Annotated in this window: 12 protein-coding genes and 1 pseudogene; 4 read left to right on the forward strand and 9 right to left on the reverse strand. The window is 69.8% G+C overall.

Going from position 1 to position 14,486, the window contains the following annotated elements; all coding sequences use genetic code 11:
* Nucleotides 1-43: 43 nt before the first annotated feature.
* From C1737_RS08680 to C1737_RS08710, 7 genes and pseudogenes are all read right to left on the reverse strand, one after another.
* Nucleotides 44-2,731 carry a fumarate reductase/succinate dehydrogenase flavoprotein subunit gene (locus C1737_RS08680; RefSeq protein ID WP_102417890.1) on the reverse strand — a complete coding sequence of 896 codons (2,688 nt, stop codon included), beginning with the start codon at nucleotides 2,729-2,731 and terminating at the stop codon, nucleotides 44-46.
* Nucleotides 2,728-3,480 (reverse strand): ABC transporter ATP-binding protein, encoded by a 753-nt coding sequence (locus C1737_RS08685; RefSeq protein ID WP_068098263.1) that lies wholly within the window; start codon nucleotides 3,478-3,480, stop codon nucleotides 2,728-2,730. Before C1737_RS08685 ends, C1737_RS08680 begins: the two co-directional genes overlap by 4 nt.
* On the reverse strand, nucleotides 3,477-4,334 hold the full coding sequence (locus C1737_RS08690; RefSeq protein WP_102417891.1) for an ABC transporter permease: 858 nt from the start codon (nucleotides 4,332-4,334) through the stop codon (nucleotides 3,477-3,479). Before C1737_RS08690 ends, C1737_RS08685 begins: the two co-directional genes overlap by 4 nt.
* On the reverse strand, nucleotides 4,331-5,719 hold the full coding sequence (locus tag C1737_RS08695) for an ABC transporter substrate-binding protein (protein WP_067923668.1): 1,389 nt from the start codon (nucleotides 5,717-5,719) through the stop codon (nucleotides 4,331-4,333). The genes C1737_RS08690 and C1737_RS08695 overlap by 4 nt, the downstream gene beginning before the upstream one ends.
* A gap of 11 nt (nucleotides 5,720-5,730) precedes the next feature.
* Complete coding sequence (locus C1737_RS08700) at nucleotides 5,731-5,961, reverse strand: ferredoxin family protein (RefSeq protein WP_068098265.1); 231 nt, start codon at nucleotides 5,959-5,961, stop codon at nucleotides 5,731-5,733.
* A complete protein-coding gene (locus tag C1737_RS08705) occupies nucleotides 5,958-6,692 on the reverse strand; it encodes a GntR family transcriptional regulator (RefSeq protein ID WP_068098266.1) in 735 nt (244 codons plus the stop codon). The genes C1737_RS08700 and C1737_RS08705 overlap by 4 nt, the downstream gene beginning before the upstream one ends.
* Before the next feature lie 122 nt (nucleotides 6,693-6,814).
* Nucleotides 6,815-8,078 (reverse strand): annotated as a pseudogene (locus C1737_RS08710) (MFS transporter).
* Here C1737_RS08710 and C1737_RS26590 point away from each other — a divergent pair.
* From C1737_RS26590 to C1737_RS08720, 3 genes are read left to right on the forward strand one after another with little or no spacing between them, the layout of a single operon-like run.
* Complete coding sequence (locus C1737_RS26590; protein WP_199183014.1) at nucleotides 8,020-8,373, forward strand: hypothetical protein; 354 nt, start codon at nucleotides 8,020-8,022, stop codon at nucleotides 8,371-8,373. The pseudogene C1737_RS08710 and the gene C1737_RS26590 sit on opposite strands and share 59 nt — an antisense overlap.
* Nucleotides 8,366-9,142 carry a hypothetical protein gene (locus C1737_RS08715; protein WP_067923675.1) on the forward strand — a complete coding sequence of 259 codons (777 nt, stop codon included), beginning with the start codon at nucleotides 8,366-8,368 and terminating at the stop codon, nucleotides 9,140-9,142. Before C1737_RS26590 ends, C1737_RS08715 begins: the two co-directional genes overlap by 8 nt.
* 4 nt (nucleotides 9,143-9,146) lie before the next feature.
* Nucleotides 9,147-9,815 carry a response regulator transcription factor gene (locus C1737_RS08720; protein WP_068098279.1) on the forward strand — a complete coding sequence of 223 codons (669 nt, stop codon included), beginning with the start codon at nucleotides 9,147-9,149 and terminating at the stop codon, nucleotides 9,813-9,815.
* On the opposite strand, the gene C1737_RS08725 is transcribed toward C1737_RS08720, so the two are convergent.
* On the reverse strand, nucleotides 9,797-11,179 hold the full coding sequence (locus C1737_RS08725; RefSeq protein WP_102417892.1) for a HAMP domain-containing sensor histidine kinase: 1,383 nt from the start codon (nucleotides 11,177-11,179) through the stop codon (nucleotides 9,797-9,799). The genes C1737_RS08720 and C1737_RS08725 overlap by 19 nt on opposite strands.
* Nucleotides 11,180-11,310: 131 nt before the next feature.
* On the opposite strand from C1737_RS08725, the gene C1737_RS08730 reads away from it, so the two are divergent.
* The gene (locus C1737_RS08730) at nucleotides 11,311-11,574 is read left to right on the forward strand and encodes a hypothetical protein (protein ID WP_067923682.1); all 264 of its coding nucleotides are present in this window, start codon (nucleotides 11,311-11,313) and stop codon (nucleotides 11,572-11,574) included.
* 2 nt (nucleotides 11,575-11,576) lie between these two features.
* On the opposite strand, the gene C1737_RS08735 is transcribed toward C1737_RS08730, so the two are convergent.
* The gene (locus C1737_RS08735) at nucleotides 11,577-14,441 is read right to left on the reverse strand and encodes an aminotransferase class I/II-fold pyridoxal phosphate-dependent enzyme (protein WP_067923684.1); all 2,865 of its coding nucleotides are present in this window, start codon (nucleotides 14,439-14,441) and stop codon (nucleotides 11,577-11,579) included.
* Between the last annotated feature and the right edge of the window lie 45 nt (nucleotides 14,442-14,486).

Raw genomic sequence — 14,486 nt, forward strand, 5'->3', positions numbered from 1 at the left:
GTGCACGCACACCGGACGCCGTAAGCGCACACCCGATCGCCGGCTACCCGGCTTGGTCGAGCGCGCGGCGCGCGTAGGCCCGCACGTCGGCGTCGCCGTCCTTGAGCGCGATGCCGAGCGCATCACGGGCGGCGGGTTGAGCGGACCAGCGGATCAGGCTGAGCACGGCGGCCTTCCGCACGTCGAGGTGCGCGTCGTTCAACGCCTCGGCCAGCGCCGGCACCGCGACGTCGGCCGGCGCGCCCGACAGCGCCCGCGCCGCGCCCTCCCGCACCTGCCACGCCGGCGCCCGCAACGCCGCTGCGACGTCGGCGATATCGCCCGCGCTGCAGCCTATTTCGCCCAACGCGGCCAGTGCGGCGGCGCGCACCAGCGGGTCGGGGTCGCCGAGCAGCGCGCTGACGGCCTCGCCGCCGCCGCGCAGCGTGCCCAGGCCGGCGGCCGCGGCGATCCGGACCTCCCGGTTGTCGTCACCCGTCGCGGTGACCACACCGGCCACGTCGTCGACCGACACCAGCGCCCGCACGGCCTCGATGCGCACCCGGTGGTCGGGATCTTTCAGCGTGCGGCGGTAGTCCCCGGCGTCGCCGACGCGCCGCGCGGCCAGCACGTAGAGGGCGGCGGCACGCACCGCCGTGTCGCCGGAGTCCAGGCGTGACCCGACCTCGGCCGGGGCCGGCAACACCTCGACCAGCTCGCGGATCCCGTCGGCGGCGGTGCGGCGCACCGTGGCGTCGGCGTCATCCAGCGCGGCGACCAGGGCGGTCGCGTAGCCATCGGGAATGTGCTCGGTGAGCGTGGCCACCGCGGTGCGGCGGACCCCGGGGTCGGGGTCGGCCAGGTACGGTCGCAGCCCGGCGATCGTCGGCTCCTCGAGGGCAAGCACCTCGGCGATGCGCGGCGACGGCGGCTCGACTGTGGTTACGGGCGCGCCGATTCGGGACCGTGTGGTGGCGGGGGCCTGACCGCCGACCAGTGGCGGCTGCTCCACCGCCTGCACGGTCTGGTCCACGGGCGGCAGGCCGTCCAGCTCCGGCACCGGCACGAAGTAGGGGGCGACCGGACGCTTGAGGAACACCATCGCGCCGTCGGCGTTCTTGCGCAGGTTGAGGTGATAGCCCCATGCGCTGTCGTCGCGGCCGGGCAGGTCGGCGCGGTCGTGGTAGAGGCCCCACCGCGATTCGGTGCGGGTGAGCGAGGATCGGGCGGCCATCTCGGCGCAGTCCCGGATGAAGGACACCTCGACGGCGCGCATCAGCTCGTGCGGGTTCCGCGCGCCCATCTCGGCGATCTCGCCTTGCATGCGGTCGAAGGTGCGCACGGCGATGGACAGCTTGGCCGCCGTCTTGGGCGGCGCCACATAGTCGTTGACGAACCGGCGCAGCTTGTATTCGACCTGCGGCTGGGGTGGCCCGTCCGGATGCCGCAGTGGGCGGTAGATCAGCTCGTGCGCGGCGCGCAGCTGGTCCTCCGGGAGTCGTTGCGGCGCAGCGGTATCCGCGCAGGACGCGGCCGCGTCCGTGCCGGCGAGGTCGCCGAAGACGAACGCCCCGATCATGTAGTTGTGCGGGACGCAGGCCATGTCCCCGGCGGCGTACAGCCCGGGCACCGTGGTGCGGGCGTGCTCGTCGACCCACACGCCGGACGCGGAATGCCCGCTGCACAAGCCGATTTCGGAGATGTGCATCTCGATGTCGTGGGTGCGATAGTCGTGGCCGCGGTTGGCGTGGAACGTGCCGCGGGTCGGCCGTTCGGTGGTGTGCAGGATGTTCTCCAGCGCGGACAGGGTCTCGTCGGGCAGGTGGGACACCTTGAGGTAGATCGGTCCGCGGGCGGAGTCGATCTCGCTCTTCACCTCGGACATCATCTGACCCGACCAGTAGTCGGAGTCCACGAACCGCTCCCCATGCGCGTTGACCTGGTAGCCGCCGAACGGGTTGGCGACATAGGCACACGCGGGTCCGTTGTAGTCCTTGATCAACGGATTGACCTGGAAACACTCGATTCCCGACAGTTCCGCGCCGGCGTGATAGGCCATCGCGTACCCGTCGCCGGCGTTCGTCGGGTTCTCGTAGGTGCCGTAGAGGTAACCGGACGCGGGCAGGCCCAGCCGCCCACAGGCGCCGGTGGCCAGGATCACCGCCTTGGCGCCGACGGCCACGAATTCGCCGGTGCGGGTGTGCAACGCGGCGGCCCCCACCGCGCGGCCGTCCTGCACCAGCACCCGCACCGGCATCAGCCGGTTCTCGATGCGGATCTTCTCCCGCATGGACCGCTGCCGCAGCACCCGGTACAACGCCTTCTTGACGTCCTTGCCTTCCGGCATGGGCAGCACATAGGAGCCCGAGCGGTGCACCCGGCGCACCGCGTACTCGCCGTGTTCGTCCTTCTCGAACTTCACCCCATAGCGCTCCAGCCGCTGCACCATCGCGAATCCGCGGCTGGCGGTCTGATAGATGGTGCGCTGGTTGACGATTCCGTCGTTGGCGCGGGTGATCTCGGCGACGTAGTCCTCGGGTTCGGCCTTGCCCGGGATGACGGCGTTGTTCACGCCGTCCATGCCCATCGCCAGCGCGCCGGAGTGGCGCACGTGGGCCTTCTCCAGCAGCAGCACCTGGGCGCCGTGCTCGGCGGCCGACAGCGCCGCCATGGTGCCGGCGGTGCCGCCGCCGATGACCAGCACGTCGCAGTCGAGGCGAACGGGGGCGTTGGCGTCGGGGATCTCCATCATGCCGCCACCAAATGGCCAAGGGCGGCAATGATTTCTGCGCGCAACCCGTCCCGGGGCAACTCGGCGCGCGGATCGGGCACGTCGACCGACGCGCGGACAGGCTCGCCGGCGCGGCCCAGCACGACGATCCGGTCGCCCAGCGCCAGCGCCTCGTCGACGTCGTGGGTGACGAAGACGATGGTCGTCGGATGGGTGCGCCAGGTGTCGATCAGCAGCCGCTGCATGGCGGCCCGGGTCTGGGTGTCCAGCGCGCCGAACGGCTCGTCCATCATCACCGCGCGGGGCGCCCCCGCCAGGCCGCGGGCCAGCTGGACGCGCTGGCGCATCCCGCCGGACAGGCTCTTCGGCAGGTAGTGGCCGAAACCTGAGAGCCCGAGCTCGTCGATCCAGCGCTCGGCCTGGGCGCGGCGGGTGGCGCGGGGTTCCCCGCGCAGCCGCAGCGCCAGCTCGATGTTGGACCGCACCGTGCGCCACGGCAGCAGCGCGTTGTCCTGGAACACCATGCCGCGATCACCCGAGGTGGTGGTGACCTCCGCGCCGTCGGCCAGCACGCGGCCCTCATCGGGCCGCAGCAGCCCGGCCAGGGCGCGCAGCAGCGTCGACTTGCCGCAGCCCGAGGGCCCGGTCAGCACCAGGATCTCGCCCGGGCGCACCGTGAGGCTCAGCCCGTCGATCACCGGTGTTCCGGTGTAGGACAAGCGGACTGCGTCCAGCTCGAGGCTCATCCCGATTTTCGTCGCGGTGGTCATCGCAAACCTTCCTGTGCGCGGGGCAACCAGCGAGTCACCCGCCGGCCCACCAGCTCGACGGCCGCCGAGGTGGCGAACCCGAGGACGCCGATGGTGATGATGCCGACGAACACCTGGGGGTAGGCCAGCACGGTGTAGTCCTGCCAGGTGCGGTAGCCGACGCCGAGCCGGCCCGAGATCATCTCGGCGGAGATGACACAGATCCAGGCCACCCCCATGCCGACCGACAGCCCCCCGAACACGCCGGGCAGGATGCCCGGCAGCACCACCTGGGTCAGCACCTCCCGCCGGCCGCCGCCCAGCGTGCGCACCGAGTCCTCCCACAAAGTGGGCAGCGCCCGCACCGCGTGCCGGGTGCTCACCATGATCGGGAAGTAGGCCGCGAGGAAGGTGATGAACACGATGCCGGCCTCGTCGGTCGGGAACAGCAGGATCGCCACCGGCACCATCGCGATCGCCGGGATGGGCCGGGCCAGCTCGGCCAGCGGGCCGAACAGGTCGGCGAACAGTCGCGAGCGGCCCAGCAGCACACCGGTCGCGACACCGATGACGGCGGCCAGGCCGAAGCCGGTGAGGATGCGGATCAGCGACTGCGCGAGGTCGAGCCAGTACTCGCCGGCCGCGAGGCGGCGCTGCAGCGCGTGCACGATCTGCGTGACGGTGGGCAGCGTGTCGAATCGCAGCAACAGCCGCACCTTGCCGGCGGTGAGCAACTGCCACAACCCGATTGCGGCCGCGACCGACGCCAACCGCAGCAGCCGCGACCGCCACGGCGCAGTCACCCGCCGCGGCCGGGTGAGCGTGGGCCTCGAGACCACGCCAAGAACCTGGTCTGCCACCACATCGGCGGTCATACCGAACCTCCCAGTGCCTGTTGGTAATTCATCGCGACCCCGCCCGGGTGTGCCGCCAGATAGCGCTGCGCCCCGGCCCGGGTGCCGAACGGCAGATACTTCGGGCCGTCCTTGACCCAGACCGCCTTGTCGGCGAACCACCTGGTGCCCAGTTCGGCGTCGGGAACGTAGGCCGCGCGAACCCTGCCCCCGCGGGCGGTCGCGTCGGCGACGGTGCGCAGCAGGCTGGTGGGGTCGGCGACGGTCTGCGTCACATCCGCCCCGTCCAACCACACCTCGCCGGCCAGCGCCGGGTCGCCCGCCAGGACCGACGGATTCGCGGCTCGCGACCGGGCCGCCGGGTAGTCCAGCCCGCGGGCGGCGAACACCGCACGCAACGGCTCGTCCACGGCGAACTTCCCGACGTCGAGGTCGGCGAAGTCACCGATCGACTTCAGGTACGGCACATCGCTTTTCAGGGCGTCGATCAGCGACGGCTTGAGCGTCGGGTCGAACGACGTCCCGCCGGGGCCGTTGTAGAGATACACCACCTCCTGCGGCAGCCCGCTGGCCTGCGCGACGATCCGCGCGGCTTCCAGCGGCTTGCCGTTGAGGAAATCGGTGGCGTCCAGTTGCGCCTGCAGAAACGCCGCCAGCACCTCGGGGTGCGCCGACGCGTACGAGCGCCGCACCACCACACCGTGCAGGGTGGGCAGGTTCAGCTCGGCCCCGTCGTAGAGCAGCCGCGCCTTGCCCTGGTAGACCAGCAGCCCGGGCCACGCTACGAACTGCGAAAGCCCGTTCACCTGACCGGATTCCAGCGCGGAGGCACCGACCTGCGGCTGCTGGTTGAGCACCTCCACGCCGGTGACGCCCGCCTTGCCCAGCGCGCGCACCAAGGTGCCGTGCCCCGCGGACCCCACGCTGGCCGAGACCTTGCCGCCGGCCAGGTCGGCCAGCCCGCTCGCCGGCGAATCCGGCGCCACCACAACCATGTTCAGCGCGCCCTTGGGGTTGTAGCCGGTGACCGAGACCATCTCGGTGCGCGCCAGCGGGTTGGCCTGCGTCTTGGAGCCGTTGATCAGCATCGGGTAATCGCCCATCGAGCCGATGTCGATCTTCTCGGCCAGCATCTGGGCGGTGATCGGGGCGCCGGTGTCGTAATCCTGCCAGCGCACCGCGTATTTGGTGCCGGTGCGGGCGGTGATGTCGGCCAGCCGGTGTTCGAGGTAGCCCTGCGCGCGCAGCAGTGTGCCGGCGGTGACGGTGTTGATGGTCTTCGACTGGTATCCCACCACCACGTTGACCACACCGGAGGACTGCGAGAACGATTCCAGCGAGCACCCGGAGGCGAACGCGGCGACCGCGACCGCCACCGACAGCAGCCGGAGGGCGTGCATTTTCATGGGACGTCTCTTCAGCGCAGGAGATAGGGCATGTTGACGGTGACGGCGCCGGTCGGACAGCGCGCCGCACACGGGCCGCAATACCAGCACTCGTCGACGTGCATGTACGCCTTGCCGGTCTGGGGGTCGATGGCCAGCGCGTCGAGCGGGCACACCTCCACGCACAAGGTGCAGCCCTCGATGCACAACGACTCGTCGATCGTCACCGGCACGTCGGCCCGGGTGTTGTTGACCAGCGTCATGTATCGCTCCTCATCATGCTGCCGCGCATGGTGATTCGGTCACCACGCATCCGGATGTACTCCAAATCCACGGGTGTCCCGTCGGCCAGGCTGGTGAGCCGCTCCAGCATGAGCAGCGCCGCGCCGTCGGGCACCTGCAGGGTGGCCGCCGAATGGGCGTCGGCGGGAATGGCCTCGAGCGCCAGCGACGCCGAGCCCAGGCGCTGACCGCTGACCTCTTCGATGAGCGCGAAAACATCGTTGGTCTCGAGCGGATGGCGCAGCACCTGTTCTCCGATGTCCGGGGCCAGGTAGGTCAGGTCGAGGCTGAGCGGTAGGTCGCCGAGGTACCGCAGTCGCTCGACGAACACGGCGTGCTCGCCGGTTTGCAGCCGCAGCCGGCGGGCCACCGACGGTGGCGCGGTGACGGGCATCGCCGCGCGTACCTCGTTGCGCACCTCGCCGAGGTGTTTGAACGTCTCCTTCAGCCCCAGCAGGGTGTCGAGCCCGTGTGAGTACTTGCGCTGGGCGACGTGCGTGCCAACCTTGGGTCCGCGGTCGATCAACCCCTCGTGCTTGAGCACGGCAAGCGCCCCGCGGATGGTGTTGCGCGACACCAGGAATTCGGCGGCCAGCTGCTGCTCGGGCGGCAACCCGTCCGGGTAGGCGTCGGCGTGGATCTGCTGGCGCAACACGTCGGCCACCCGGCGGGCGCGGTCGGCCCGGGGTTCGCTACTGATCGGTTGCGCCACGCGGCCACGCTAACCAGGTCACGCCCACTTTTTGGGGCGGCGACGCGGGCCTGCTCCGGCGGCTCAGCGCATTGCGCCGGGTCCCGTTCGACGGCGACCAGCCCAAACAACGGCCGGTGCGGCTATTGCGCCACCCCGGCGGCGACGTCTTCTTTCCGATCCCCGTGAGCCGAACCGCCCCCGGGGGCAGGCTCGCTCTCCCGGGCGGTGGGCACCAGCGGGACCGCCGCCAGCGGGAACAACGCGCACAGCGCCCACGCCGGCGGGTATTCGGCGGCCACGATCAGCGCACCGAAGAGCGGCGGCCCGGCCGCAGCCATCAGCCGTTGCGCGGTGTTCTGCAGGCCCAACGCGCGGCCGCTCCAGAACGGCCCGGCGATCTCGGTGATCGCGGTGGCCTCGAGCCCGTTGTCGAGCACCGCGAGCACCGAGATGGCAACCATCAGCACCACGTCGTAGCTCGAACCGGTGCCGTCGGTGAAAGCCAGCAGCAACAGGGCCAGCGCGGCGGCGATGGCGACGACGCGGACCGGCCGCATCCGCGAACCGACGCGGTCCGACCAGCGCCCGACCGCGATCCGGCCCGCCGCCCCCAGCAGCTGACAGACGGTGACCAGGCCGCCTGCGGCCGCCACCGACCAGCCATGCCGATTCATCAGCCACACGAACATGAACGTCACGGTCACCGTCTGCGGCATCATCAGCAGCGCACTCACGGCGTGAATTCGCCACAGTACGAACGACCCTCGATACGGGCTGGCCAGTTCCGCGCCGGTGGCCGCCTGGCGTGATTTCCGGGGCGGATCGACGATCCCCAGCGCGCTGGCCACCGCCGCCACCGTGCACATGAGCGCCAGGAACATCAGCCCCGAACGAGGCCCGCGCTCGGCCAGCTCCGGTATCACCAAGGCGCCCAGGGCGATACCCAACGGCTGCGCGGTCTGACGAATGCCCATCGCCAGGCCCCGCTGGTGCGTCGGGAACCATGCCGACACCAGCCGCCCGCCGGCGGTGTTGCAGCTGGCCGCCGCCATCCCACCGAGAAACAAGAAGACGCCGACGGCCGGCATCGAATGGGCCGACGCCGCGGCACAGGCCGCCGCCGCGGTGGAGCGCCGAACCGGCCGTCAGCACCACCCGCTCACCGACCCGGTCCAGCACCCAGCCCCAAAGCACCAGCGTCACCACCATGCCCCAGCTGGGCATGGACGACACCAGGGCGGCTTCGGCCAACGGGATGCCACGGCGCGCCTGCAGCGAGGGGATGAGGAACGCCACGCCGTTGATGAAGAGGAACGACGTCGCCGTCACCCCCAGGGAGACGACCATGACCGACCAGCGCGCACCCGCGCCGAGGCGACCGATGCTGCCGGCTTCCGCAAACATGGAATCCATGGTGGCACGCCCCGTCACCGGCGCCCGGCGCGGCGAGCAGCGTAACTCATTGAATACTAAGGTGATTGATAACAAGTCCTCAGAATCCGCGCGCCGGGCTGCGGTGGTCAATCTGCGTAAAGCGTTCTGCGCCTTAGATTTTGCGACACCGCCGAAATACCACGGCGAGACCGCGATTCACAGCGCGGACACAGCGTTCTCTTATGCGTGTACTCAGCGTTTTCTCAGCGCGGCTACCCTAGAAATGCATCAACAACGACACCGGAAGTTGACTGGGCATGAGTGACGTTTCGCGGCAGGCGTTGACCAAGGTGCCGGCGGTCACCCTGGGGTTCTGGATCATCAAGATCTTCGCCACCACGCTGGGCGAGACGGGCGGCGACACCGTCACGATGACCCTGAACTGGGGCTACGCGGCCGGCGTCGCACTGTTCGGCGTCGCGCTGGTGGTGCTGGTCGCCGCGCAGATCTTCGCCAAGCGCTTTCATGCGGCGCTGTACTGGGCGACGATCGTGGCCTCGACGACGTTCGGCACGACGTTGGCCGACTTCGCCGACCGTTCGCTCGGCATCGGCTACACCGGCGGTTCGCTGCTGCTGTTGGCTTGCCTGCTGGCCACACTGGGCCTGTGGCGCTGGTCGCAGGGCACGGTGTCGGTCACCACCGTCTCGACGCCGAAAGTGGAGGCGTTCTACTGGGCGACAATCACTTTCTCGCAGACCCTGGGCACCGCGCTCGGCGACTGGCTCGCCGACACTCGCGACTTCGGTTACGAGCGCGGTGCGCTGGTGTTCGCGGCCGGCCTCGCCGCGGTCGTGGCGCTCTACTACTGGACGTCCGTCTCGCGCGTCGTGTTGTTCTGGGTCGCCTTCATCTTGACCCGCCCGTTGGGCGCGACGGTGGGCGACTTCATCGACAAACCGGTCGCCGACGGCGGCCTGGCCCTGAGCCGCCCGCTGGCCTCGGCGGTGATCGCGGCGATCATCGTGGCGTTGCTTGTCGTCCTGCCCCAGCGTCCGGGACGCCACCCCGGTGCGGGCCACCAAGAAGCGTGACGACGTGAGGGTCCTTCTCGTCGAGGACGAAGCGCGGCTGTCGGCGACCCTGGCCCGGGGCCTGGAGGCCGAGGGGTTCGTCGTCGTGAACGTCGGCACGGGTGTCGACGGCCTGCGGGAGGCCGTCGAGAACAGCTTCGACGTGGTGGTCCTCGACATCATGCTCCCCGGCCAGAGCGGATACGAGGTGCTGCGCCGGATGCGGGCGCGAAACGTGTGGACACCGGTCCTCATGCTGACCGCCAAGGACGGGGAGTACGACGAGACCGACGCGTTCGACCTGGGCGCCGACGACTATCTGACCAAACCGTTCTCGTTCCGGGTGCTCGTGGCGCGGCTGCGCGCTCTGGTGCGGCGCGGCGTGCCGGAGCGGCCGGCGGCGCTGACCGCCGGATCGCTGGTGCTGGACCCCGCGCGGCATACCGTCCACCGCGACTCCACCCCGATCGCGTTGACGCCCAGGGAATTCGGAGTGCTCGAATTCCTCATGCACAACAAGGACATGGTGGTGACCAAGGCCGAGATCCTGCGCAACGTGTGGGACGCCCACTACCACGGCCCGGACAACGTGGTCGAGGTGTACGTGGGATATCTGCGTCGCAAGATCGACATTCCCTTCGGCACCAACACCATCGAGACGGTCCGCGGCGTCGGTTACCGGCTGTTGTGCTGAGGCTCGCGCTGCGGCAGGGACACGATCATTCGGGTTCCGCCGCCCGGCCGGTCGTCGATGGTGACCGTGCCGCCGTGAGCGGCGGCGATCTCGGCGACGATCGCGAGGCCCAGCCCGGCTCCCCCGCCGCTGCGGGCCCGATCCGAATCCAGGCGCACGAAGCGTTCGAACACCCGGGCCCGGTCGCCCGGAGGGATTCCGGGGCCGTCGTCGCTGACGGTGAGGATCGCCGTCCCCCCGCTGCCGCCGACCGTCAGAACGACGCGCGAATCCGCATGGCGGACGGCGTTTTCCACCAGGTTGCGGATCATCCGCGAGATGGCCACCGGGTCACCGGTGCACCGCACCGCGCAAAGGTCGGTGTCGATCGCGCAGTTCGCCCCGCGTCGCGCGCGGGCCGCCTCGACGGCGGCGACGTCATCGAGGGCCAGCTCTTCGATGCGGCGCAGCAGGCTTTGCTCGTCGGCCCGGGCCAGCAGCAGCAGGTCTTCGATCAGCGTGTGCATGCGTTGCGCCTCGGGCAAAAGCGTGTTGACCGCCAACTCGGCGTCGAGCAGATCGGGGTGCGCCTGGGCGACCTCCAGCCCGGAGATGATGGTGGCCAGCGGGCTGCGCAGTTCATGCGACGCGTCACCGACGAAACGTTGCTGCGCGCGATGACCCGCTTCGATGCGGGAGAGCATCTGGTTCATGGTGACCGCCAGCGCGGCGATCTCGTCGCGGCCCTCCGGCACCGGAACCCGTTCGGCCAGATCCGATGTCGAGATCTCGGCCACGCGCGCGCGGATCGCGTCCACGGATCGCAGGGACCGGCGAACGAGCCAGAACGTCGCGGCCGCCGCGCCCGCAATGACGATCGGCGCGCCGCAGGCCAGCAGCAAGGCCACGGTCCGCGCGGTGGCCTCGACCGCCTGGCTGCCGCCGCCCACGATCACCGTGTAGTCGCCGGATGCGGTGGCGACGCGTTGACCGCTGACGCGCATGTCGTCACCGGCCACCGCGTCGTCGGACAAGCCGCGACGCAGATCGAGGCCGAACTCGCCGATCGGAACGAGCGGCGTGGCGGGTGCCGAGCGCGACCGCCGCACCACCTGACCGTCCGGGGCGATCACTTGAATGGCGACCACCCGTTGATCGGTGGTCAACAGGGAGTTGTCGAGGCCGGCCGGCGGATCGGACTGCAGCGCGTTCCGCAGGTCGCGCACCCGTTCCGCTGAGGCGTAATCGACGCCCGTCAACAGCGACCGATACAGGAACGCGTCCAATCCCGCGCCCGCGAGGGCCAGCGCGCACAGCACGACGGCCGCCGACACCGCGGCCGAGCGGGCGGGAATGCCCCAGTGCGGGAGGCGAGCCAACTGCACACCTCCGATTCTGCAGGGCCGCTGATTCTGCAGGGCCGCTGATCCTGCAGGGCCGCCGAGCCCCGGAGAACACCCAGCTCAACGGGTTTCTCAGCGGCCTCTCAGCGGCCCCCTCCTAGGCTGACGTCGTCATGTCAGGTACTGCACGCCGTGCGCGCCGCAACAACCGCGCGACCACACGAATGCTGGCCTACCTCGCCATCGTCCTGGGCTCAGGGTTGGTGGGGGCGGCACCGGCCGGCGCCGACTCGAGCCCGTTCAACACCCTCAGCTGCAGCTGCCCCGAGACCGCTCCAGCCGGCAGCACCGCCCGCAGCGACGAGATCACGCGCGGGATCCGGCGGGGCGAACTGGGCCGGCCGCAGCCACAAGCGTCGGCCCAACCGGGTCGCTAGGCTCAAGCGTCTTCGCTGACGGCTTGCGCGGCACCGTTGCCGTGGAGCGCGCCGTTGAGTCCCGAGGCGTCCGAGGGCAATTCGAACGCCGGAAACGCCGAGCCGACCGCGGCGGTCGCCGCGCTGCGCTGCGCCTCCATCCGCGCCAGGGCCGACTCGGTGAACACCGAGAGCCCCAGGTCGGGGTTGTAGCCGTGGATCTCTTTGACGTCCAGCTGGGCCAGGAAGTAGATGATCTCCTTGGAGACCACCTGGCCGGGGACCAGCACCGGGAAGCCCGGCGGGTAGGGCACCACGAACGTGGTGGACACCAGCGTCTTGCCCTCGGCCAACCGCCGCCCCGCCATGCCGATCAGGACATGCTCGCGGTCGGACTCCTCGTACCCGGCGTAGAAGGCCGACCGCATGTCGCCGAAGATGCACGCATCGACGGGCCGGAAGGCGACGTCGAACTCGCTGAAGTCGGGCAGGTGCGGCAGGTCCTGCGTGATCTCCTCCACGTGCCGCTGGTGCAACGCCCGGTCGGCGACGCTGGCCGCGTTCTCGGTGCGGTCGAAATCGGTTGCCACCCTGCGCAACACGTCGAGCAGATAATGCACGCTCGACCACGTCACACCGATGGTGAAGATCAGCAGCACGCTGTTGATCGACGTCTTGTTGATCTGGATGCCGAATCGCTCCATCAGGATCTTCTCGCGGAAGTCGTAGCCGTTCATCCCCGTCTTGCCGACGAACAGGGTCACCCGGGTCGCGTCCAGCACGAACTGGTCGGAGCGCCACGCCTCGTTCCACTCGGCCAGCGCGCCCTGGCGGACCTCGCGGTAGGAACTCACCGACGACGCCCGGAACTCCTCGGGCACCAGGTCGGACTCGTCGAGGATGCGAAACCACTTGCTGATCAACCGGTCTCTCCGCACCCGATGGCGGAACACCAGCGCCATGTCGTAGGTCTGCCGGACCAGCTGAAAACCCTCGATGTCGACCTGCCGACGGGCCAAGTCCAGGGACGCCAGCAGTTGCTGGTTCGGTGAGGTCGAGGTGTGGGTCAAGAACGCCTCACCGAACGCGTCGCGCGCCAGGGCGTTGAAGTCCTGGTCGCGGACGTGGATCATCGACGCCTGGCGAAGCGCCGACAGCGACTTGTGCGTCGAGTGCGTCGCGTAGACCCGGACCCGCGCGCGGGTCGGGTCGGGCAACAGCGGGCGGTCAACCCACTCCGACCGGTCCCCCCCTTGTTGCAGGCCGTCCATGCCGGCCGCCCAATCCCGGTACTGGGCAGCGTAATCCGGCGAGGCCAGCATCTGCTCGAGGCGCTCGGCCGCCACCATCGCGGTGCGCTGCCGGGCCCACGGCACGGCCGTGGCGAACGCGTACCACGCCTCGTCCCACAGGAAGCAGATGTCCGGCTTGATCGCCAGCACCTCCTGCATGACCTGCAACGGGTGGTAGACCACGCCGTCGAAGGTGCAGTTGGTCAGCAGCAGCATGCGCACCCGGTCCAGCTGGCCGGCCGCTTCCAGGTCCAGCAGCGTCTGCTTGATCGTGCGCAGCGACACCGCTCCGTAGATCGCGAACTGCGGCAACGGATACGCGTCCAGGTAAAGCGGGTAGGCGCCGGCGAGCACCAGCCCGTAGTGGTGCGACTTGTGGCAGTTGCGGTCGATCAGCACGATGTCGCCCGGGCGGGTGAGGGACTGCACCACGATCTTGTTGGCGGTGGAGGTCCCGTTGGTGACGAAATACGTGTGGTCGGAGTTCCAGGTGTGCGCGGCCTTGTCCATCGCCTTCTTGATGTTGCCGTGCGGGTCGAGGAGCGAGTCCAGGCCGCCGGACGTGGTCGACGTCTCGGCCATGAAGATGTTGCGGCCGTAGAACTCCCCCATGTCCTGCAACGACTTCGAGTTGAAGATGCTGGCACCGCGCGCGACGGGCAGCGCGTGGAACTGGCCGACCGGCGCGGCCGCGTAGGCGCGCAGCGCATCGAAAAACGGTGTGCCGTACCGGTTCCGCAGCCCGGCGAGCACCGTGCTGTGCAGGTCGGTGACGTCGTTGAGCCGGTAGAACGTCCGGTCGTAGACGTCGGGCTCGGTGTCGTCGCCCGCCGCGATCGACTCGTCGGTCAGCAGATACAGGTCGATGTGGGGCCGCAGCTCGCGGATCCACTCGCCGCACTCCACCCAGTCGTTGGCGTGGTCGGGGATGAGGTCGCCCGCGTCCTCGTTCGGCCCCAGCAGCGTGTTCATCAGCGGCAGCCGGTCGCGGGACCGCAGCGGCAGGTCGTCGCGGATGATGGCGGCCTGGATCTCGCCGTTCAGCGCGACCGCGGCGATGGCGTCTTCGACGCTGGGCACCACCAGGATCTCGAACTGCACGTCGTCGGAGGGGTTGCGCAGGGCCCGCAGGCATTCGGCCAGGCAGTCGGGGGCCGTGTCGGGCGCGTCGTCGGCGAGCAACACGGTGTAGAACTGCTGTTGTTTGGCCTGGGCCACCAGCTCCTGGTCGGCCAGCGGCGCCGAGGTGTCGAAAAGGCCTGCGCGGTCGCCGTATTCGCCCAGCAGCCGCACGGCCATGGACACCTCTTCGGTCAGCCGCACCGTGGACAGGCTCTCCAGGTGCGCGCGGAAGACCGCGAGGTTCTGCGCCCCGGGATACAGCCAGTACCGCTCGTAGGCGGCGATGCGGTCCATCAGGCGCTTCACCCGGGCCACGTCGTGGGTCTTGTCGAGCCCGGCCAGGTCGACCTCGGCGAGGTGGCGGCACGCGTCGTCGAGCAGGTTCCAGGTGTCGACGCGGGCGTAGGACGGGTTGGCCACCGCCGCCAACGCGGAAACGCGGAGTCGTCGCGGCTGGGTGGTGTATCGAGTCATGACCTCACCTGTTCTTCTGAGCGACTTGTATTCTCACCCCGCCGC

This window comes from Mycobacterium sp. 4858, from assembly GCF_900240975.1.
Lineage (GTDB): Bacteria > Actinomycetota > Actinomycetes > Mycobacteriales > Mycobacteriaceae > Mycobacterium.